17 protein-coding genes are annotated in these 21,849 nt (G+C 70.8%); 1 reads left to right on the top strand and 16 read right to left on the bottom strand.

The annotated features are described in order from the left end of the window. Positions 1-211: 211 nt before the first annotated feature. Positions 212-1,708: a glycosyl hydrolase gene (locus AB0E90_RS32965; RefSeq protein ID WP_360414754.1), complete on the top strand. Its 1,497-nt coding sequence runs from the start codon at positions 212-214 to the stop codon at positions 1,706-1,708. Here the strand turns inward: AB0E90_RS32965 and AB0E90_RS32960 are convergent. The 16 genes from AB0E90_RS32960 to AB0E90_RS32885 all read right to left on the bottom strand — a co-directional run bounded on the left by AB0E90_RS32960 (position 1,642) and on the right by AB0E90_RS32885 (position 21,600). Beyond that, on the bottom strand, positions 1,642-3,033 hold the full coding sequence (locus AB0E90_RS32960) for a glycosyltransferase (protein ID WP_360414752.1): 1,392 nt from the start codon (positions 3,031-3,033) through the stop codon (positions 1,642-1,644). The genes AB0E90_RS32965 and AB0E90_RS32960 overlap by 67 nt on opposite strands. Beyond that, positions 3,017-4,252 carry a glycosyltransferase family 4 protein gene (locus AB0E90_RS32955; protein ID WP_360414750.1) on the bottom strand — a complete coding sequence of 412 codons (1,236 nt, stop codon included), beginning with the start codon at positions 4,250-4,252 and terminating at the stop codon, positions 3,017-3,019. The genes AB0E90_RS32960 and AB0E90_RS32955 overlap by 17 nt, the downstream gene beginning before the upstream one ends. Then, on the bottom strand, positions 4,249-5,664 hold the full coding sequence (locus tag AB0E90_RS32950) for a sugar transporter (RefSeq protein ID WP_360414748.1): 1,416 nt from the start codon (positions 5,662-5,664) through the stop codon (positions 4,249-4,251). Before AB0E90_RS32950 ends, AB0E90_RS32955 begins: the two co-directional genes overlap by 4 nt. Further along, positions 5,658-6,428, bottom strand: coding sequence for a hypothetical protein (locus AB0E90_RS32945; RefSeq protein ID WP_360414746.1), 771 nt, complete (start codon positions 6,426-6,428; stop codon positions 5,658-5,660). Before AB0E90_RS32945 ends, AB0E90_RS32950 begins: the two co-directional genes overlap by 7 nt. Next, a complete protein-coding gene (locus tag AB0E90_RS32940) occupies positions 6,425-8,251 on the bottom strand; it encodes a hypothetical protein (protein WP_360414744.1) in 1,827 nt (608 codons plus the stop codon). The genes AB0E90_RS32945 and AB0E90_RS32940 overlap by 4 nt, the downstream gene beginning before the upstream one ends. A gap of 38 nt (positions 8,252-8,289) precedes the next feature. Beyond that, positions 8,290-9,423: a glycosyltransferase family 4 protein gene (locus AB0E90_RS32935; RefSeq protein WP_360414742.1), complete on the bottom strand. Its 1,134-nt coding sequence runs from the start codon at positions 9,421-9,423 to the stop codon at positions 8,290-8,292. Next, on the bottom strand, positions 9,420-10,238 hold the full coding sequence (locus AB0E90_RS32930; protein WP_360414740.1) for a glycosyltransferase family 2 protein: 819 nt from the start codon (positions 10,236-10,238) through the stop codon (positions 9,420-9,422). Before AB0E90_RS32930 ends, AB0E90_RS32935 begins: the two co-directional genes overlap by 4 nt. A 98-nt stretch (positions 10,239-10,336) precedes the next feature. Beyond that, a complete protein-coding gene (locus AB0E90_RS32925) occupies positions 10,337-11,074 on the bottom strand; it encodes an L-type lectin-domain containing protein (protein ID WP_360414738.1) in 738 nt (245 codons plus the stop codon). Between the two features lie 155 nt (positions 11,075-11,229). Next, positions 11,230-12,348: an aromatic ring-hydroxylating dioxygenase subunit alpha gene (locus AB0E90_RS32920; protein ID WP_360414736.1), complete on the bottom strand. Its 1,119-nt coding sequence runs from the start codon at positions 12,346-12,348 to the stop codon at positions 11,230-11,232. Then, positions 12,345-13,493 (bottom strand): N-methyl-L-tryptophan oxidase, encoded by a 1,149-nt coding sequence (solA, locus tag AB0E90_RS32915; RefSeq protein ID WP_360414734.1) that lies wholly within the window; start codon positions 13,491-13,493, stop codon positions 12,345-12,347. Before solA ends, AB0E90_RS32920 begins: the two co-directional genes overlap by 4 nt. Positions 13,494-13,503: 10 nt before the next feature. Continuing rightward, positions 13,504-15,822, bottom strand: coding sequence for an FAD-dependent oxidoreductase (locus AB0E90_RS32910; RefSeq protein WP_360414732.1), 2,319 nt, complete (start codon positions 15,820-15,822; stop codon positions 13,504-13,506). A gap of 3 nt (positions 15,823-15,825) precedes the next feature. After that, complete coding sequence (locus AB0E90_RS32905; protein ID WP_360414730.1) at positions 15,826-16,779, bottom strand: ABC transporter substrate-binding protein; 954 nt, start codon at positions 16,777-16,779, stop codon at positions 15,826-15,828. Then, on the bottom strand, positions 16,776-18,842 hold the full coding sequence (locus tag AB0E90_RS32900) for an ABC transporter permease subunit (RefSeq protein ID WP_360414728.1): 2,067 nt from the start codon (positions 18,840-18,842) through the stop codon (positions 16,776-16,778). The genes AB0E90_RS32905 and AB0E90_RS32900 overlap by 4 nt, the downstream gene beginning before the upstream one ends. Then, entirely contained in the window at positions 18,839-19,054 is a 216-nt protein-coding gene (locus AB0E90_RS32895; RefSeq protein ID WP_360414726.1) for a hypothetical protein, read from the bottom strand. The genes AB0E90_RS32900 and AB0E90_RS32895 overlap by 4 nt, the downstream gene beginning before the upstream one ends. Continuing rightward, entirely contained in the window at positions 19,051-20,085 is a 1,035-nt protein-coding gene (locus AB0E90_RS32890) for a glycine betaine/L-proline ABC transporter ATP-binding protein (RefSeq protein ID WP_360414724.1), read from the bottom strand. The genes AB0E90_RS32895 and AB0E90_RS32890 overlap by 4 nt, the downstream gene beginning before the upstream one ends. A gap of 24 nt (positions 20,086-20,109) precedes the next feature. Further along, on the bottom strand, positions 20,110-21,600 hold the full coding sequence (locus AB0E90_RS32885) for a GMC oxidoreductase (RefSeq protein ID WP_360414722.1): 1,491 nt from the start codon (positions 21,598-21,600) through the stop codon (positions 20,110-20,112). Positions 21,601-21,849 lie beyond the last annotated feature (249 nt).

Below are 21,849 nucleotides of genomic sequence, written 5' to 3'. Positions count from 1 at the left end.
AGCCCGGAAAATGACCGGCCTTCGGCACATTTCCGCAGCTCACAGGCTCTACAAAGGCAAAAAGTCGGATGGATTCGGGTGCAGGCAACCGGGCCGCCACCGAGCCGCACCGTCGATGCAATCAGTAAACCTGGATCCCCCGAAAACAACTCTGCCGATGAGAGGGGCCACAGCCGCACTGATCTCACATGTCCCACGGAAGGGACCGCAAGTGAACCTCTCCCGCCGCCGCGCCGCCGTCATCGCCTCGACGGTCATGCTCGCACTCACCGTCCCGCACGGCCCCGCCAGCGCCAAGCCGGCGGCCACCACCGTCAGCACCAAGACGACCACCGCGGTGCCGACCCTGGCGTCCCGGCTCGCCGCCGTGAAGACCGCCAAGACCATCAACTACTACCCGGCCAACGCCGGCTGGTCGAAGATGTGGACCAACTTCGACGCCGCGACGATCGACGCCGACCTGAAGAAGGCCGACGCGCTCGGCGCGACCAGCGCCCGGGCGATCATCTTCCCGTCGACGTTCGGCTACCCGACGCTGAACTCCGCGTACACCAGCAAGCTCGCCACCTTCGTGAACACCGCCGACAAGTACGGCATGACGGTCAAGTTCACGCTCTTCGACTGGTGGGGCCAGTACAGCGAGGTCGCCAACAGCTTCAACTGGGCGAACAACCTGCTCAAGCCGTACCGCGACGACCCCCGGGTGATCTCGGTCGAGCTGCAGAACGAGTTCGACCCGGACGACGCGGGCGCGATCGTGTGGGGCAAGAAGATCGTCCCGCTGGTCCGGGCCGCGTACCCGACGATGCCGCTGACCTTCTCGGTGAACGGCGACGACGGCGCCGCCGGGATGGCCAAGATCAAGGCAGCGATGACCGCGAACCCGATCGACTACTACGACTTCCACTACTACGGCAACTCGGAGCGGGCGCTCGCGACGATCAAGCAGGCGCAGGCGACCGTGGCCCCGACGCCCATGGTGATCGGCGAGGTCGGCCTGAACACCCTGCAGAACACCGAGGGCGAGCAGGCCGCGTTCCTGGCCCGGGTGTTCCAGGCGGCGGGCGTGGCCGGCGTGCAGTCGGTGGCGCCGTGGACCCTCAACGACTTCACCACCGGCGCCATCCCCGAGTCGGCGGTGTCGAAGATTCCGGCCCAGTACAACTACGGTCTCTACCGCACCAACGGCGCCGCCAAGGCGGCCGCCGCCGTCGTGAAGTCGGCCTGGACCGGCACCGCCATGCCGGCCACGCTGATGGACACCAGCTTCGAGAACGCGACCGGCCTCACCCCGTGGCGGGCCTACCTGCCGGAGCTCGGCCAGGCGGTCAAGACGCAGGCGCAGGCGCGCACCGGCAAGTGGTCGGTCAGCCTCACCAACACCGGCAAGAACGCGTCCGGCACACCGTCCTTCCGGGTTTCCCCGATCGCGCCGGTCTCGTCGAACCAGAAGTGGCACGTCGAGGCCTGGGTCCGCGGCAACGCCGCCACCGGCACCACCCAGATCGCGCTGAGCTGGTTCGACATCAACGACAAGTGGCTGGGCGGCGTTGCCTCGGCGGCGCTGCCGGTGGGCACCACCAACTGGACGAAGCTGACCGTGGACGGGGTCGCCCCGGCCGGCTCCGCCAGCATGCAGATTCACCTCAAGTCGGGCGAGAACAAGGGCACCGTCTGGTTCGACGACGTGGTCGTCTCCGCTTCCTGATCCTCCTTGACGAAAGACGCCGCCGCCTCGGCCAGAGGCGGCGGCGTCACGCCGATTCGGGACAGCAACTCGTCGTACGCGGCGACGGTCTTCTCCCACGACGACGGGTCGGCGTGCCGGCGGCCGACCAGCCGGTCGGCGTCGCGGATCGCCGCGGACAGCGCGGCCGGGTCGCCGGCCGGCGCGAACACCGCGCCCGGGTATTCCTCGGCCGCCTCCACCAGGCCGCCGACCGCGGTCACCACCACCGGCAGGCCGTGGCTCATCGCGATGTGCAGCGGGCCGCTCGCCGAGCTGCGCCGGTACGGCAGCACGACCAGGTCGGCCGCCGCGAAGTAGGCGTCCACCTCGGAGTCGGCGACGTAGCGGTTGACGAACTCGATGCGGCCGGCCGCCGGCGAGGTGGCGATCAGACCGGCCGGCCGGTCCCAGCCCTCCCAGGTCTCCCCCACCACGGTCAGCTGATAGTCGCGGGGCAGAGAGGCAAAAGCTTCGATCAAATCCTCGAGGCCTTTGTACGGCCGGATCGTCCCGAAGAACAGAATCCGTCGCGGGCCGCTCGGGTTGCGCGGCTCGGGGACAGCGGCGTCGTGATGGTCGAACGGCCCATGCCGGGCGACCACGAGCGGGACGTTGCTCAACGCGTACGTCTGCCGCAGTGTCTTCTGATCGAAGCGCGAGTGGACCACCACGCCGTCGGTGCGCCGCAGCAGCGGCTGAATGAATTTGCGGACGTAAGCAGCGGCCCAGCGGTGCTGCGCCTCGCCGGTGTCCTGCACCTCGTGGAACTCGACGATCACCCGGACGCCGGCGAGCCGGGCGGCGATGCAGAGTGCCAGGTAGGAGTGCAGGACGGTGCCGGTCCACCACTGCAGAACGAGAACGTCTGGGTGAAATTTACGGATAAATTGGACGGCTCGGGCGAGGCTCGGCACGCCCCACCAGTCGACCCCGTCGAAAACCGGGATCCCGTCGTCGTAACGCAGGTCGCTGAGCTGACGGCCGACCCGATCGCGCCCCGGATAGAGGCGCGCGGGCAGCAGTTGTCGCATCAGGACGGCGCCGACGTCGTAACGGGTGTTCAGCGCGTTCGCCAGCCGGCAGGTGTAGTAGCTGATCCCGGAGAGAAACCGCCAGCCGGACCCGACGACAAGAATGCGCGGGGGCGCCGTCGCGGCCCGCATTTCCGCACAAATCGGACCAGCGGTGGCGACGGATGCCCAGGCGTGCGCGGCCTCCGCTGCCGGGGTGGGCGAGGGCTCCGCGGGCACCGGCGGGCGGACGGTGGGGACGGTGGCGTGGCGGGACTCAGGCGACGCAGGCACGGTAGACCTCCTCGATCTGCGGGACGACTCGGGCGGCGGTGAAGTCGAGCCCGCGCCGATAGCCGGCCTCGCGCAGCCGGTCGGCGAGGGCGTCATCGGTGAGAACCCGTTCCAGGGCCACGAGCAGGGCGTCCGCGTCACCGGGCGGCACGTGCAGGCCGCTCTCGCCGTCGCGGATCATGTCGGCGAGGCCGCCGACCCGGGAGGCGATCACCGGCGTACGGGCGAGCAGCGCCTCCACCGCGACCTGCCCCATCGCCTCGTTGAGCGACGGCACCACGCCGGCCGCGGCGCCGTGCCAGGCCGCCATCACCTGCGCGTGTGGCACGTCGTGCCGCACCAGAACCCCGGGCGGGATCGGCGGGGTGTCCGGGCGCGAGGTCCCGATGCAGACCAGCGCCGGCGGCGGCGCGCTGCCGGCCCATCGCCCGACCAGATTCCGGTACGCGGTGAACAGCACGTCCACGCCCTTGTGCGGCCCGAGGGCGCCGACGAAGAGGAGGTACGGCCGGTCGGGCAGCCAGTCCGGCCGCGGCGTGTTTCCGGCGATCTCGTCGAGCCCGTCCGGCACCAGGCTGGACACCACCCGCACCGGCAGCCCGGCGGGCAGTCGGGCCTGGGTGAGGGCCTGGGCCACGGACGGCGAGATCGCGGTGAGCGCGTCGATGCCCCGGTGCCGGTGCGAGCGCAGCGCCGCGGTGAGCGCCACCGCCTTGGGCCGGCCGTACTGCCCGGAGGCGCAGGGCAGGCAGCGGGACAGCCGCGGCCCGGTCGAGCAGCCGCCGCCGTCCCGGGCGAACGTCTTCTTCACGCAGGCCAGCCCGAAGTCGTGTGCGGTGTGCACGTGCGGCAGCCCGTCCGGGCCGAACCGGAGTGGCAGGTAGCTGTACATCAGCCAGTCGTGGCTGTGCACCACGTCGTATCGGCCGCCGCGCAGCTCACGCCGGATGCCGGCGAGGGCGAGCGGGTCGGGCGCAGTCGGGTGGAACGGTTTGGCCGGGTCCTGGTTGATGCCCGGGAGCAGGCTGGTGGCGACGCTGCGCACCCGGACGACCCGCACGCCGTGGTGTTTCTCTTCCAGCGGCAAGCCGGGCGTGGCCAGGGTCAGCACGGTCACGTCGTGGCCGCGCCGCACCAGTTCCTCGCTGCTGGTGGCGATGCTGCGTTCGAGCCCGCCGATGACGGGCGCGTAGAGGTTGGCCAGATGCAGGATCCTCACGGGACTCTCCAAGATCGCGAACGGGGCCGGGCGTGCGGAGAGGGGCGTCGGGTGCCGGACCGGATGCGCAGGGCCGGACGCCCGCGCACGGCCGGATGGAAGAGCGGCCGCCGCGGCCGGGGCGCGATCCGCCCGCGCAGCGACCCGGTCGCCCGGTCCGGGCCGAGGAGGAAGGTCCGGACCCGGTTGCCGGCGGCCACGGCCGCGACCAGCAGGGCGCCCAGGGTCTGGCCGGCCAGCCAGGCCAGGCCGGCCGCCTCGATGCCGAACGAAGGCAGCCACAGCCAGGTCAGGGTCAGGCAGCTGACCGCCATCGCCAGGTTGAGGCGCACGCAGCGGCGCAGCTCGCCGAGCGACCGCCAGTGCGCCACCGCGAGATTGGTGATGGCGTCCGGGATGGCCGCCAGGACCAGGATCTTCAGCAGGAGCCCGCCGGCGGCCGCGTAGGCCGGGCTGAACAGACCGAGGATCCAGCCGCCGGCCAGGAAGAGCACGAGGGCGGGGCCGCCGATCACGACCAGGACGACGAAGGCGGCCCGGGGCAGCGACGCCGACCGGCCGGCCGCGTTGGTGCGCTCGGCGTAGAACGCGGACGCCACCGCCGGCGACACCATGAACAGCACCGACGCGGTCATCCAGGCCACGTAGAAGTGGGCGTTCTCGGCGGCGCCGAGCCGGGCGGTGACCAGCACCGGCAGCACCGCGCTCGGCCCGGCCTGGGCGAGGTTGACCAGGTGATGGCCGGTCATCGAGCCGCGCACGTGCCGCAGCTCGGCGCCGAGACCCGAGCCGCCGAGCCGATAGCCGGGCTGCAGCCGGCGCAGGCTCCACCGCAGGGTGTATGTGGAGACCAGCAGCGACGGCACCGTCCAGGCGAGCACCACCGCCGACGCCGAGGCGAGCCCGGCGGCGGTCAGCCCGGCGAGCGCCGCCACCTTGCCAGCGGCCAGGGCCAGGTTGCGCCAGAGCATCCCCTGGCTGGCCCGGTGCGCGACGAAGACGTAGTCGAGCAGCATCGAGGCGGTCAGCGCGACGGCCGTCACCACCAGCGCAATCGCGCCCGACAGACCATTCAGGAAACCGAAATTTCCGGCCAGCCGCGGCAGCACCAGCACCGCCGCGATCGACGCGAACGCGGTCGCGGCACAGCCGATCAACAAGCCGGCGCTGACGATCCGGGACCAGGCCGGGGTCGGCGTCGACGGCAGCCGCTGGATGAACATGTGCCCGAGCCCGAGGTTGGCCACCATGCTGACCACGGTGGCCGCGGAGATCAGCGCGGTGGCGGTGCCGATCGCCGGCCGGGGCAGCTCGCGGGCCGCGATCATCCAGTAGAGATAGCCGAGCCCGCTGGTGCCGACCGTGCTCAGCATGATCAGCGCACTGTTGCGGGCAAGAGAGTTCTTCAGCACGCGGCCGGCCCCCGTCCGTAGAAGACGGTGCTCGCGCCGCCCACGCTGATCTCGATGCGGTGCAGGCAGCCGGTCAGCGGCGCCGGCACGTGCACCGCGAACGAGCGGGTGGTGTCGGCCTCGAGGGTCACCGGGCGCGGGGCCGCGGCCGGCCGGTCGCCGACACGCACCCGCAGCTGGGCCACCGTGCGGGGCTCGCCGGTGCTGCTCAGCCGGATCGGCACGTCCAGGCCGGCGCGCGGGAACGTCACCGGCCGATCGATGCTCGCCGCCCACCCGCCGAGGGCCAGGCTGGTGAATCCCTGCTGCGGCGGGTGCGGCAGCCGGACGTACGCGATGGCCGCCGCACCGCCGACGACCAGCGCAACCACCACCGGGATGGCCACCGCCACGAGGGTCCGCGCCAGGCGCGGGTCGGCCGGCACCCGGCCGGCGCGTTCGCGCAGCAGCGTCCCCGCGCCCAGCAGGACGGACAGGACGGCGAGCCCGGCGGTGATCGGCACCGCTCGCACCGGCGCCGACAGCAGGTGCAGCACGACCGCCACCAGCGGCAGGCTGACCAGCCCGCACGCCGCGCCGAGGCCGATCCGGGCGGCCGGCGCCACCGATTCGGCGACCAGCACCCGCAGCCACAGCTCGCCGGTCGCGAGCAGCACGAGCAGCAGAACCGGCGGCAACCCCCAGCGCAGCGCCGGATGGCCGGCGGCGAGCGCGAGCAGGCCCAGCGCGGCGAGGTCGGCGGCGAGGACGCGATAGGTGCTCACTTCGTCCCCCCGATCGCCGGGTGGCCGACCAGGTCGAAGTCGAAGCGGTAGATCGCGATGTTGCCGCTGTCGTAGATCTTGATGGTCCACGGCGTCCGGTCGAACTTGGTGAGCTGGCCGAGCGTGAACCCGGGCCGCCCGTCGTGCGCGATCGGCTCGTTGTTCTCGAAGTAGATCTGGATCTCCGGCACCTGGGTGGCCATCCGCCGGTCGACCACGAGGTAGCCGAAGTGCCACGCGCTGAGCTGCCCGATCAGCTTCGGCGGCACCGGCCGGCCGGGCTTCGCGAGATAGACGTCGTAGGTGGGGAACGTGACCGAGCCGGTGACCGGGTCCTGCCCGCCGAACGAGCCGAAGATCAGGCCGGAGTAGCGGTCGGCGACGATGCGCAGGCCGCGGCCCTGGGTGGTGCGCAGCCAGTCGGAGGCGGCGACCACCTCGGGGGTCATCGCGCGGGTGTCCGAGCCGTACACCGGCGGGCCGGGGAACCGGTAGGACGGGTTCATCCCGGCCGCGGTGTTGCCGACCTGGACGATCGCGAAGCCGATCAGCAGGACGGTGGCAGCCTTGGCCACCCAGCGGTCCAGCAGCCGGACCGCGAGGGGCGCGACCACCAGGGCGATGCCGAGATAGCTGAACGCCCAGGAGCGGCGGGCGCCCTCGGCGCCGGACGGGGTGAGAATGAGCCCCACCGCCGGGAAGTAGCAGGCGCCGATCAGCAGCATGCCCAGCGCGAGCGGCTCGCGCCTGGTCCGGCGCCACACGTGCAGCGCGGCGCCGATCATCGCCACCAGCGCGCAGATCTGCGCGGCGAACGCGGTCTTCTGCTCCCACCAGGGCGCGATCGACTGCTTGAACAGGGTGCGCCCGCTCTCGCCGCTGTCTTTGAACATGCCGGCGAACTGGTCGAGCGACCGGCCGAGATAGGGCTCCAGGTAGCCGGCCGTCTTGGGCGCGACCCAGAGCAGCCACCCGGTGGTCATGGCCACGGCGGTCAGGGTGAGCGCCCACGCGGTCCAGCGGGCCGCGGCCGGTCCGGGCCGGACGCTCACCATCAGCGTCAGGATCAGCATGGTGGCGATCAGGCCGAGCGCGGTCAGGTGGTGGGTCATCACGGTGGCCGCGATCAGCAGCACGGCGAGCCCGGCCTTCGCCGGCGAACGCAGCGCGCGGACCAGCGCCACCAGCGTCCAGACCCACAGCGCGATGGCCAGCGACTCGTAGCCGAACTGCGTGTCGAAGAACAGGAACGAGCTGTTCAGCCCGTAGATCAGGGCGGCGATCGCGGCGGTCCGCCCGTCCTTCCAGATCTCCTGAGCGAGCACCGCGACGCCGAGCACCATCAGCAGGTGTGCGCCGATCAGCACGGCCAGCGCGGCGTGCCAGACCGAGAAACCGGTCAGCGCGGAGACCGCCGACACCGTGGAGTGCAGGCCCGGGAAGTCGCCGACCACCCGGACGATCGGGTTCGCCTCGAACAGGCGCCCCTCGAGCAGGATCTGGCGGCTTTGCCGCCAATGCGCAAATTCATCGTGGTACAGCGGACCGGTCGGGTTGCGCAGCAGTTTGGGCAGATAACTGAAGCTTGCGTACGCGATGAGCACCGCCAACCGCAGCCGGGAGCCGGTCGCACGTCGCCCCGCCCAGAAGGCGGCCGGCAGCGTGAACACCAGCATGCCCAGCCAGAACAGCTCGAACGGCCGGCCGTGGCCCCACTCGGCGGCCCGATCCGCCGCGACCAGCGCCACCGCCCCGGCCACGCCCGCGGCCGTCAGCGACGCGGCGCACCAGAGGGCGCTGCGGTCCCGGCGTGGGCCGGGCACGGAAGTCTTCGGCAATACAGCGGCGGGCGCGGTCAGGGTCATCGTTCGGTGGCTCCCGCTCCACTCTGTTGAATCAGTCGCACCCTGGGCGCGACGCTCGCGTAGACCTCCCGGGTCTCCAGCACCACGTCGCTCCAGGTGGGCAGCGGATGCCGGCCGAGATCGGCCCGCGGGGTCGCGGACGCGACCCGCAACGCCTCCGCGAGCGCGACCTCGTCGTCCGGGTTGACCAGCCACAGCGGAACGCCGGAGCCGGCCATCACGGCCAGCTCCCGATGCGCCGGGATGAACGACGCCACGGTCGGCAGGCCGGCCGCGAGCGCGTCGGCCACCGCCATCCCGAACGCCTCGTGGGCCGAGGCGGAGACGGCCGCGGCGGCCGCCGACATCCGGCCGGCGAACGCCTCCTCGGCCAGCCGCCCGTGGAAGCGCACCCGGTCGCCGGCCAGGCCGAGCCGGCGGGCCAGCTGTTCGAGCTCGTCGCGGGCCGGCCCGGCGCCGACCACCTCGAGCCGGTGGTCGTCGCCGAGGTGCCGCATCGCCCGGATCACCCGGTCGACCCGCTTGTACTTCTCGAGCCGGCCGACGCAGAGGATGCTCCGGCCGGGCTCGACGGCGGGCTCGACACCGAGCCGCCCGACGAGGGAAGCCGGGTCGGTGCCGTTAGGGATGACCACGATCCGGTCGGCCGCCTCCGGGAAGTGCTGGATCAGCAGCTCCCGTTCCGCGTGGGTGACGCAGATGAGCCGGCTCGACCGGGCCACGATCCGCCGGCCGACCGGGCGGTAGATCGGGTGCAGCGCCCGGCGCAGCAGGCTGTGCCCGGTGCCGTGGTAGTGCGGGGTGAAGACCAGCGGAACGCTGTTGGTCAGGGCGGCCGGCAGCGCGGCCAGGGCGTGATAACTGTGCGCGTGCAGCACGTCGTAGCGGCCGGCATGACCGCTCAGGTAGTGCCAGAGCGCGCGCGAGAAGCGGTAGTTCGATGCGGCGACGGTCAGCGGGAAGCGCCGGACCAGCACCCCGTCGATCGTCTCGTCGGTGCCCACCGCGTGCTGGGTGAGCACCTCGACCTCGTCGCCGGCCGCGACCAGGGCCGCGCAGAGCCGGCGGGCGTGCGTCTCCACCCCACCCACATCGGGGTGGTAGGCGCTGGTGACGACGCCGATCCTCACCTTGCGTTCTCCGGCGTTTTCACCGTGTGGTTGCGCCGTGGCCATTCCCGCACGATGGTCCGCAGCACGCGCAGGCCGTCGGTCACCGCGTTGAGGTTGCTCTCCCCGTGGATGCGGGCCTGCTCGAAGCTGGGCACCTCGACGATGCGCAGCCGGGCCCGGGCCGCCCGCAGGTTGAGCAGGGTCTCGATCTCGAAGCCGTCGCCCCACAGGCGGCCGTCGCCGACCGGCCGCGGCGACGTCGAGTCCAGTTCGAAGACGTCGAGGTGCTTGGCCCAGAACGCGTTGTAGCCGTAGCAGAGGTCGCTGTAACGCGTACGGAAAAGGGTGTTGACCAGCAGGCTCAGGCAGTGGTTGCCGGCGCTGCGCAGGCGGGTGATGTCGGCGCTGCCGCCGGGGCCGCGGAACCGCGAGCCCTTGGCGAAGTCGGCGCCGGCCCGCAGCGCGGCGATGAAGCTCGGGATCTCCCGCGGGTCGGTCGAGCCGTCGGCGTCGATCATCACCAGGATGTCTCCGGTGGCCGCCGCGAAACCGCAGGCCAGCGCGTTGCCCTTGCCCTTGCGGTTCTGGGTGACGACGCGGATGCCGGGCATCAGCCGGCGGGCGACCTCGACCGTGTCGTCGGTCGAGCCGCCGTCGACGAGGATGACCTCGTCGACCTCGGGCAGGGCAGCCATCACATGCGGCAGGTTTCGCGCCTCGTTGAGGGCCGGAATGATGACGCTGACCAGCGGCTCGCTCGCATCTACCACCGCCGGCGGCGGCAGCGCGGTTCCCGTTCCGGCTGATGGTGGAACGTAGGGGACCGTGGACATGACAGTTCTCCAAGTCTCGTCGTGCGGTGGGATGACGGGCGGGCAGGCACGGCCGGCGCCACGGACGCTCCATGGCACCGGCGGCGCCGGTTACTCGGTCAGGCGCCGGAGCCCTGGACCGACCACGAGTAGATGTCCTGCTTCGACAGAGCGGCGCCGGTGGCGGCGGTGAAGCCCACCCAGGCGTCGCTCGACCCGGTCTCGCCGGCCAGATCCACGGTGTCCTTGAGCGCCAGCTGTTCCTTGGCGCCGGCGCGCAGCGACTTCACGTAGACGCGCAGCTCGTTGCTGTCCGCGTCGTAGTTGACCCGGGCCAGGAACGGCCGCCCGTAGAGCGGGATCGACGGCTCGGCGACGGAGTGGTGCACGTCGGGGTTGCCGCCGAGAACCACCGCGAGGTGGTTGCTGCTCGGGTCGGGCGTGTTCTGGAAGGTGTCGAACTCGACGGCGACGCTGCGCTTGATGCCGCGGTAACCGAGACCGCCGCCCCAGCCGCCGAGCGCGCGCGGGCCCTCGGCCTGCACGACGAACGCAATGCCGTCGGCGCCCGGCTGGCCATGGTGCAGGTAGACCTTGAAGGTCGACTCGAACGAGTCGGTCAGGTCGAGCATCTGCCGGTCCCAGGCCGAGCCGGACTGGCGGAAGCCACCGGCCGACAGGCGCAGGATCCGCTGGTGGACTTTGCCGGCCGAGGTGAGGATGTCAGCCGTCCCGTTGCGGTCCAGCGTCTTCGACGCACCGGCGAACGTCGTGTAGTTGATCAGCGCCTGGCCGTCGGGAACGGACGCATAGGCGGGCGCGGCGGCGATCGCTATGGAGAAGGTGAAAGCGGCCACCAGGCCGCCGCGAGCGACTCGCGAAGAACGTGAAGAGAACACGGTTCTGCGCTCCAATTCGGATGATTTGCCCTACTTGGACGTGGCCTAACGTAGGACAGTGCGCAGAGTCGCGTAACCGAGACTGGTTTATTTACCCCAAATTGGACTTCTAATCACTTCTCCGGACGTACGAGTCGATCTTGCACCCAGTGGTGGAAAACGGCGATGTGGTGCTCGCTCGGCACGAGAACGCCACCCTCGGCGTACGCCCGCGAGCTCATGCCCGGCTGGCAGCGCTCGCACGCCTCGAAGTCCTGCCGGTTGACCCGGTCGAACAGCTCCACCGAGCGGGACAGGTCGGCGCCCGACGCGACCACCCCGGGCGGGTACAGCCAGTCACATTCGACGATCGTCCGGTCCACGGCCAGCGGATACATTCGGTGGAAAATGACGTGATCGGGCACCAGGTTGATGAAGACCTGGGGTTTGATGGTGATCGCGTAGTAGCGCCGGTCCTGCTCGGCGGCGATCGTCGAGATCGCCGGCAACCCGGCGCTGCCGTCCACCGTGAAGCCCTCGACGTCGCGGCCGAACTCGGCGCCGTGCCCCACGTAGTACTGCGCGGCGTAGCCACCGGCGAACTCGGGGAGCACATGCACCAGTTCCGGATGGATCGTCGAGCAGTGGTAACACTCCATGAAGTTCTCGATGATCAGCTTCCAGTTGGCCTTGACGTCGTAGCGGATCCGCCGGCCCACCGTGAGCGCTTCCAGGCCGTACCGCTCGATCGAGTCGAGGTTGCCCAGCCGCTCCACACACGCGCCCATCACGTCGGCCTCGAAGGACGGCGGCCGCTCGGCGAGACAGACCCAGACGTAGCCGAGCCATTCGCGGACGTGCACCTTGCGCAGGCCGTACTCGACCCGGTTCACGTCCGGCATCTTCACCAGGTTGGGTGCGGCCACCAGCTTGCCGTCCAGGTCGTACGCCCAGGCGTGGTACATGCAGCGGAAGGTGCGCTTCACCGCGCCCGACTCCTCGGCGCACAGCTTCGCGCCACGATGCCGGCAGACGTTGAGGAAGGCGCGCGCGGCGCCGTCGGCGGCCCGGGTGACCAGCAGGCTCTCCCGGCCGACTTCGACCGTGCGGAACGCGCCCGGCGTGGCGACGTCCTCGCCGCGCGCCACGCAGAACCACATCTGTTCGAAGATCAGCTCCTGCTCGGCCGCGAAGATCGCCGGGTCGGTGTAGTAGTTGCCGGTCAGCGTGGGCAGCAGGCTGCTCGTACTCACGGTTTCGCTCCGGTCAGCCGTCGGGGATCGAACAGGGCGATCGGGTGGGCGGTCGTGCCGGTGGTCGCCAGGTCGGCCACGATCTCGCCGATCACCGGCACGAACTTGAATCCGTGCCCGGAGAAACCGCAGGCCACGGTCACCGCCTCGTGCGCCGGGTGACGACTGATCACGAAGTGCTCGTCCGGCGTCGTGCTGTACATGCACGGCTCGCCGCGGCGGAATTCGCCGGGCAGATTCGGCAGCCGCTTGCCGCAGTAGGCCGCCATCTCGGCGATCTCGGCCGGGCGCACCTCGGTGTCCAGGGTGTCCGGCGTGGTCGGGGTGCCTTTCCGGAAGTAGGCGATCTTGGCGCCCCCGTCCGGGCCGTCGATCGCCGGGAAGCCGTAGATCTGCTCGCCGGACACGTCCTCCCAGATGTAGATCGGATGGCGGTCCGGCAGGAACGGGGCCACCCCGCCCCGCGGGCGGAACCAGAACTGCACCAGTCGCTCGATCGAGAACGGAACGCCCAGGTCGGCGAGCAGCTCCGGCGCCCACGGGCCCGGCGCGATCACCAACTGCCCGGCCGTGTACGTGCCCCGGCCGGTGGTCACCCGGACGCCGTCGCCGGCCGGCTCCCAGCTTGTCATCGGCTCCTGGAAGCGCAGGTCGGCGCCCCGCTTCGCGGCCAGCTCCAGGTTCGCCGCCACCGTCGCCTCGGGGCGCACGAAGCCGGCCTTCGCCTCGTAGAGGGCGATCTCCTCGGGCTCCGGGGCCAGGGTCGGGTAACGGCGGCGGATCTCGACGGCGTCCAGGATCTCGTGCTCCAGGCCCCACTGCTCGGCGCTGGCCCGGCTGCCGGCCACGGTCCGCGTCTCCGGCCGGCCGATCATCAGCCCGCCGGTCAGCGTGATCACGTCCCGGCCCGAGTCGACCGCCAGCTGGTCGTACAGCTCGTAGGCGCGCAACAGCAGCGGGACGTACTCGGCGCCCTCGAAGTACGACTGGCGGGTGATCCGGGAGCCGCCGTGGCTGGCGCCGCGGTCGTGCGCCGGACCGAACTTCTCCAGGCCCAGCACCCGCACGCCACGGGTGGCGAGATGCATGGCGGTGGCGCTGCCCATCCCGCCCAGGCCGACGACAATCACATCGTACGCGGACAAATGGTGCCCCCTACCTTCTCAGGCGCTCGTGCTTCGGGTCGACGAGCGGCTCAGCGGTCACGGTCGCCCGCAGCCGGCGGTCGAAGTAGCCGATCTCCACCTCGGTTCCCGGCTCGCTCGCCGGCAACCAGGCATAGGCGATCGGCGCCCCGATGGTGTGCCCGAACGCGGCGCTGGTCACGTGCCCGACCGGCTGCCCCTCGCGGAAAACCGGCTCCCGGCCCATCGGGACCGCGTCGCTCTCCGCCAGAACGAGGCAGGTCAGCCTTCTTTGCGGGTCCGGTCCGAGGCCGGCCACCGCGAAGCCGAGACCCGCCTGCCACGGGTCGTCCTCGGTGGTCATGTCGACGCCCCAGGCCCGGTAGCCCTTCTCCAGGCGCAGGCTGGTGAAGGCGTGCCGGCCGGCGGCGATCAGGCCGTGGTCGCGCCCGGCGGCCCAGAGGGTGTCCCACAGCCTCAGGCCGTACTCGGCCCGGGTGTAGATCTCCCAGCCCAGCTCACCCACGTAGGACAGGCGCAGCATGGTCACCGGGACGGTGCCGAGATAGCCCTCACGGCATTGGAAATAACGGAACGACTCCGGCCGTACGTCGATGTCGGTCAGCTTTTCGATGGTTGTTCTGGCTTTCGGTCCCCAGAGGCCGACGCCGCAGGTGCCGCCGGTGACGTCGCGGACCGTGACGCCGACCGGGGCGTGCCGCAGCAGCCAGTCCAGGTCGAGCGGACCGTTGACGCCGACCTGGAACCGCTGCTCGCCGAGCCGGGCCACGGTGATGTCGCTGCGGATGCCGCCGGCCCGGTCGAGCAGCAGCGTGTAGACCACACTGCCAACTGGACGGTCGACGTTTCCGCTGGTCAGCGACTGGAGGAAGGAGACCGGGCCGATCACCTCCAGGCGGGTCAGCGGGGTCATGTCGTAGAGCGCCACGCCCTCGCGGGTCAGGTGGGCCTCGGTCGCGGCGATCGGCGACCAGTGCCGGGACGACCACTCGTCGCGGGGTGTCACGTCCGGCGGGGGCGGGTTGGTCGCGTACCAGAGCGGTCGCTCCCAGCCGGCCGCCTCGCCGAAGACCGCGCCCAGCGCGACCTGCCGCTCGTGGAACGGGCTGACCCGCAACTCCCGCACGGACGGCGGGTCGAGCGGATGAACGATGTCGTAGACCTCGACGAAGCTGCGGATCGCCCTGGTCTTCACATAGTGCGGCGCGAGCTGGGCCGGGTCGAACCGGTTGAGATCGCACTCGTGCAGGTCGGTCTCCGGCCGGCCGGTGACCATCCACTCGGCGACGGCCTTCGCGGCGCCGGCCGAGTGGGTGACCCAGATGGCCTCGGCGGTCCAGAACCCGCGCAGGTCACGGGACTCGCCGAGCAGCGGGAAGCCGTCGGCGGTGAACGAGAAGACGCCGTTGAAGCCGTCCGTTCGTTCGGCATCCCGCAGAACGGGCAGCAGGTCGCCGGCCGCCGCCCACGACTCGGAAAAAGTGTCGGGGGTGAACGCCATCATCGACGGGTGTTCACCGCCGGGCAGATCGTCGAGGTCGACCGGCATCGGCTCGTGCAGATAGGAGCCGATGCCGAGGGCATCGCCGTGCGCCCGGAAATACAGGTCGCGGTCCTGATGGCGCAGGATCGGCAGGTCGTCGGCCGCACCGACCGGCGTGCTCCGGGCGTACTGGTGGGCCATCGGCAGCAGCGGGATCGGCACCCCCGCCAGCGCCCCGATCCGCGGCCCCCAGAAACCGGCGCAGCTGACCACGATCTCAGCCGGAAAATCTCCGTCCGCCGTGCGGACGCCGACCACCCGGCCGCCGAGCTGGAGGATCTCGACGACCTCGGCCCCGCCGACGAACCGGGCGCCGCGCATGACCGCCCGGCCGGCCTGCATCTCGCACGCCTTCACGGCGAGAGCCAGGCCGTCCGTCGGCACATGCAGACCGCCGAGCGCCCGCTCCCGGTCGAGCAGCGGGAACAGCTCGGCACACTGCGCCGCGTCGATGACCGACGAGCCGATCCCCCACGACTGACCGAAACCGTGGCGGCGGTGCAGCTCGGCCAGCCGTTCCGGGGTGGTGGCCACCTCGAGGCTGCCGACCTGGCGGAAACAGTCCAGGCCGGCCAGCTTCTCCACGGTGTAACGCGCCATCCGGGCCATCGTGCGCGACGGGTTGGTCTGGAAGACCAGGCCCGGCGCGTGCGAACTGGAGCCGCCGGTCACGAAGAGCGGGCCCCGGTCCAGCACCGTGACGTCGGTCCAGCCGCGCGCGGTCAGCTCATCGGCGAGCGCGCAACCGACGATGCCGGCGCCGATGATCACGACCTTGGGTCCCATCGCTCAGCTCCCGGCCGGGATCCACGGCTTCCAGGTCGACTCGTGCTCGGTCACCCACTTCTCGGCCGCCTGGTCGGCGGTCATGCCCTGGTTGGTGAGGTAATCCGAGACGAGGTTCTGGTCGTCGTTGGTCCACTGGAAGTTCTTGATGAGCTGGTAAGCAGTGCTGTTCGCATCCGCGAACTTCTTGCTGGCGATCTTGTCGAGGTCGTAATCGGGGTAATCGCAGGCGACCTTCTTGGGGTCGGCGTCGCACCCGGTGGTGTAAGCGGGGAGCTTGACCCGGGCGTACTTCTCCTTGGCGAACAGCCACTGCGGCTCGTAGAAGTAGAAGAGCAGCGGCTTCTTCTGCGCGGTGGCCTGCTGGGCGGCCTTGATGATCGCCGCTTCGCTGCCGGAGAAGACGACGTGGTAATCCAGCTTCAGGTTGCTGACCAGCGCCACGTCGTTGGTGACGTAGGACGGGTCGCCGTCGAGCAGCTGCCCCTTCCCCTTCGACTCCGAGGTCTTGAAGAGGCCGGCGTACTTGTTGAGGTTCTTGGAATCGGTGATGTCCGGGTATTGGTCAGCCATCCACTGCGGGACGTACCAGCCGATCACGCCCTTGTTGCCGGTCGAGCCGACCGCGACCGCGACCTTCTTGTCGGTGATGTAAGTCTTCTTCAGGTCGTCGTGCCCCCAGTTCTCCAGGATCGCGTCGACCTCACCGGTCTCGAAGCCCTGCCAGGAGATCTCCTCCTTGAGCTCCTTCTTGTCGACCGTGTAACCGAGCTTCTTCTCCAGGAGGTAGGCGACGACCGCGGCGTCCGCCTCATAACCGACCCACGGGTTGACCGCCAGCTTCACGGTGCCCTTCGCGCCCGCGCTCGGCGCCGACTCCCCGGCGCCCGACGTGGCACCGCCACAGGCGGTCAGGCTCAATATCAGTGCCGCCGCGACAACTGTCCGAAATCTCATCGACGAGGTCCCTTCGCATCATGGAAACCCTGGGTAAGACGGTCGAGCAGGATGCCGAGCAGGACGATGGCGAAACCGGCCGCGAGGCCCTTGCCGAAGTCCTCACGCTGGGAGAAGCCGGCGACCACGTCGTAACCGAGGGCGCCCGCACCGACCAGGCCACCGAGGACGACCATCGCCAGGACCATGACGATCCCCTGGTTCACAGCGAGCAACAGGCCGCCGCGGGCCATCGGCAGCTGCACCTTCCAGAGCAGCTGCCGCGGAGTGGAACCGGCCGAGAGCGCGGCCTCGATCACGGTGGCCGGCACGTCGCGCAGCCCCCGGTCGACGAGCCGCACCACCGGCGGAACGGCGTAGACGAAACCGGCCATGATCGCGGTGAAGCGGCTCGCGCCGAAAAGCGCCACGGCCGGCAGCAGATAAACGAAGGACGGCATCGTCTGCGCGGCGTCCAGCAGCGGCCGCAGCCCGGCGGCGAACCAGTCGTGCCGCGCCGACCAGACCCCCAGCACGATCCCGGCCACCATGGTGAGCACGATGGTGATCAGCACCGTGGCCAGCGTCTGCATGGCGTGCTGCCACAGCCCCAGACCAGCGATCCCAGCCGCCGCACCGGCCGCGATCACCGCCGCCCGCAGACCACCGACCAGCGCACCGAAAGCGCCCACGAACAGCACGAAGAGCCACCAAGGCGTGGTCGTGAGCACCGTCTCGAGCGGGTCGAGCAGCCCGGCGCTGGCGGTGTTCTTGATCCACTCAGTGGCGTCATACCAGTGCAGCTCAACCCAGCCGGTGACCTCGTTGACCGGCGCCGCAAACGAAACGCGCGGCAGCCCCTCCCCGATCGGCAACAGCGCCACCACGACCACCGCGACGAGAGCAGCCCCCGCCCCGCCCCACCGGCTCAGCCCACGGGCCGCAAACCAGGCACCGCGGCCACGGACCGCGAGCCAGGCCTCGCGGATCACGGGCTGGTGGCCGCGGCTGCTCGCTGCGGGGCGGGAACCGCCGGCGCTCGCTGCGGGGCGGGAACCGCCGGCGCTTGCTGTGGGGCGGCGGCGGGCGGCGCCGGCGGTTATCCGGTCCAGGACCACGGCCATGATCACGATGGCCAGGCCGGCGTCGAAGGCGAGGCCGACGTTGACCCGCTCGAGGGCCTTGACGATGTTCTGGCCCAGCCCCGGGGCGTCGATCAGCGCGGTGATCACCACCATGGACAGCGCCATCATGATCGTCTGGTTGACCGCGAGCACGATGGTCGGCCGGGCCATCGGCAGGCGCACCTTGGTCAGCAGCTGCCACCCGGTCGAGCCGAGCGCGGTGGCCGCCTCGACGCTGACCGGCGGCACCTCGCGGATGCCCAGCTCGGTGATCCGGATCGTGGCCGGCACCGCGTAGATCAGGGTCGCGATCACCGCGGCCGGCTCCCCGATCAGGAAGAGCAGCGTCATCGGCGCGAGGTAGGCGAAGGTCGGCATGATCTGCATGACGTCGAGCACCGGCCGCAAGGCTGCGCTCACCCAGCCGACCCGGGCCGCCAGCACCCCGATCGGCACGCCGATCACGACCGCCAGCAGCACCGCCGACACCGTCAGCACCAGCGTGTCGACGCTCTCCGCCCACAGCCCGAGGAACCCGAACGCGAGAAATCCGCCCAGCGCCACCAGGGCCGTCCGCCAGCCCGCCAGCACCAGCGCGACCGCCGTGACCGCGGCGACGAGCCCGGCGAACCCGAGCCCGTAGAGCCCGGCATGCACCGCGTCGACCAGCAGCCGCACACCGAGCCGCAGGTAATTGAAGCCGTAGAGAAAGAGCGGGCTGGAGTCCCGGTTGTCGTCGACCCAGTTGCGCACGTCGGTGAAGAACCGGAACGCCGCCGCATCATCCGAATCCGCCGCCCCGCTCGTGCGAAAGCCGAGGTAGGCAGCCACGGCAGCAAGAACGAGAACGACCCAGAGCGCGCGCCGCCGAGTCAATCGCCGTGGCGCCGCACCAGCGCCGGCCGCGGCCAGCACCCGGCCCCCGGACTGAACCGCAGGCGGGGTGACGGTCGCGGTCATGACCGGACCCCACTGCGCGGCGCGGAGAACAGGCCCGGCGCGGAGAACAGGCCCGGCGCGGAGAACAGGCCCGGCGCGGAGAACAGGCCCGGCACGGAGAACAGGCCCGGCACGGAGAACAGGCCCGGCACGGCAGACATGCTCGGCTCGGCGGACACGTTCCGCGCGGCGGACACGCGTGGCGCGGAGAGCACGCTCGGCTCGGTGGTCATGCGGGGACCTGGCGGTGGTGGCCGACGAGGGCCGGCAGGAGCTGGTCGGCGTCGACTACGCCGACTCGGCGGGTGCCGTCGGTTACCGGGACCGGGTGGTGGGCCCGCAGGATGCGGGGGACCGCGTCGCGGATCACGGTGGTCAGCGGCAGGGGGTGGTCGTCGCATGTTTCGCCGTCGGTGGGGTCGCGCATGATCCAGCGCAGGGTGAGCACGTCGGAGCGGGGCACGTCGCGCACGAAGTCGGCGACGTAGTCGTCGGCGGGGTCGCCGACCAGTTCCTCGGGGGTGCCGACCTGCACCAGTTCGCCGTCGCGCAGCACCGCGATCCGGTCGCCCAGGGTGAGTGCCTCGGCCAGGTCGTGGGTGATGAAGAGCAGCGTCTTGCCCACCTCGGCGTGCAGCCGGCGCACCTCGGTCTGCATGTCCCGGCGGATCAGCGGGTCGAGTGCGCTGAACGGCTCGTCGAACAGCAGCACCGCCGGGTCGATGGCGAGCGCCCGGGCCAGGCCGACCCGCTGCTGCATGCCGCCGGAGAGCTGCTCCGGGTATTGGTGCTCGTGTCCGTCCAGGCCGACCAGCGACAGCATCTCGCCGGCCCGCCGGTGCCGTTCAGCCCGGCCGACTCCCTGGACCTCCAGGCCGTAGGCGACGTTGTCCAGCACCGGCCGGTGCGGCAGCAGCCCGAAGTGCTGGAACACCATCGCCACCCGGTGCCGGCGCAGTTCGCGCAGGCGGCGGGCGTTCATCGAGCGGACCGCCTCGCCGTCGATGCCGATCTCGCCGCTGGTCGGCTCGATCAGCCGGGTCAGGCAGCGCACCAGCGTCGACTTGCCGCTGCCGGAGAGCCCCATCACGACGAAGACCTCACCCGCCTCGACCGCGAAGCTGACGTCCTTCACCGCGGCCAGGCAGCCGGTGCGGGCGCGCAGCTCGGCCCGCGGCAGGTCGGCGAGTTCGGTGCCGACGACGCGTTCCGGTTTCGGGCCGAAGACCTTCCACAAATGCTCGACGGTGATCGTGGACGTCATCGGCCCTCCCGGGACGTAGCGGAGCTAACGCTTCGCGAGATCGGCGCTGATCAGATCCGCGGCGCGCTCCCCGACCAGGAAGACCGCCACCATCGGGTTCACCGTGAGCATCGTCGGGAAGACCGAGGCGTCGGCGATCCGTACGTTCGGGAAGCCGCGCAACCGCAGCGACGGGTCGACCACGGCCAGGTCGTCACCGGCCGCGCCCATCCGGCAGGTGCCGGCCGGGTGGAAGACGGTGTGGTGCACGGCCCGGCCGTACGCGGAGAGCTCCTCGTCGGTGCGCACCGCCGGCCCGGGCGCGATCTCCCGGGTGATCCAGGAGGCGAACGGCTCGGTCGCGGCGACCTCGCGGGCCAGCCGCAGGCCGTCCACGATGGTCCGCTCGTCGTAGCCGTCCGGATCGGTGAAGTAGCGGAAGTCCAGCAGCGGCTTGGTCGCCGGATCGGCGTCGGCCAGCGTGAGGCGGCCCACGCTGTGCGGGCGGGGCACGTTCGGCGTCATTCCGAAACCATGCTGGGGTACGTCGTACCCGAGCCGTTCGGTGTTGACCGTGAACGGGATCTGATAGAGGTGGAACATCAGGTCGGGGCGTTCGGCGGTGGCGTCCCGCCGCACGAACAGGCCGGCGTCGGAGTCCATCGCCGACATCGGCGGGATGGGCCGCGAGGCCTCCCACAGGATCAGCGACTCCGGGTGGTCGAGCAGGTGCTCGCCCACGCCGGGCAGGTCCGCCCGCACCTCGATGCCGAGCCGTTCCAGGTCGGCAGCCGGCCCGATGCCGGAGAGCAGCAGCAGGCGCGGTGTGTCGATGGCGCCCGCGCTCAACACGTACTCGTGCCGGGCCTTGATGGTCTTGATCTGCTCGCCCTGCCGGACCGTGACGCCGGTGCTGGGGTCGAGGTGGAACGCCCAGGTCTCGGTCATGATCGTGAGGTTCGGGCGGTCGAGGTGCGGGTGCAGGTAGGCGACCGAGGCCGAGGATCGCACACCGCTCTCCGGGTAATAGCCGACCGGGAAGAACCCGGTGCCGTCGGCGAACGGCGCCGCGTTGAAGTCGTCGTGCACCGGCACGCCGAGCGCGCGGTGGCAGGCGGCCACGAAATCGGCGGCGAGCGGGTTGCGGGGTTCGGCCACCGGCGTGATGTTGACGGCCAGGCGCTTCCAGAGGGGCAGCATCTCGTCGTAGGACCAGCCGGTGGCGCCGGCCGCGACCCAGTCGGCGAAGTCACCGGGCGGAGGCCGGAAGCTGATCATCGTGTTGTGCGACGAGCAGCCGCCGAGCACCCGGGCCCGCGAGTGCCGCAGGTGCGAGTTGCCGCGCGGCTGCGGGACGATCGGGTAGTCGTAGTCGAACTCGGTCTCCAGCAGGTTCAGCCAGTTCCGCAGTTGCAGAACTCGCTGGTCACCCACGTCCGAAGGGCCGCCCTCGATGAGGCAGACCCGCACCGCCGGGTCCGCGGACACCCGGGAGGCGACGACCGAGCCGGCCGTTCCGCCTCCGACGATGACCACGTCGAACTCGCTTGTGTCCAGCTTGCGCCACCTTCCGTCGCGCCGTGATCACAGATCATCAGAGGGCCGCCGAGTGGTCAATGACATCGATGGACTTTTACTTGTGCGCAACAAACGCGTCTTTTCAAGATCGCGCCCGGGTCCGGACGAGCACCTAAGCACCTAGTCAGAGGTTCGGTACGTAACTGATTGGGTCACGGGCTGTACGCGAACACGCTCAGCAAGAGGGACATAGCAACGCAAAGACCT

The sequence above is a fragment of the Actinoplanes sp. NPDC026619 genome, assembly GCF_040638295.1.
Taxonomy (GTDB): Bacteria; Actinomycetota; Actinomycetes; order Mycobacteriales; family Micromonosporaceae; genus Actinoplanes.
Note: the sequence above shows the minus strand (reverse complement) of the source record. Positions and strands in the feature narration are given on the sequence as shown.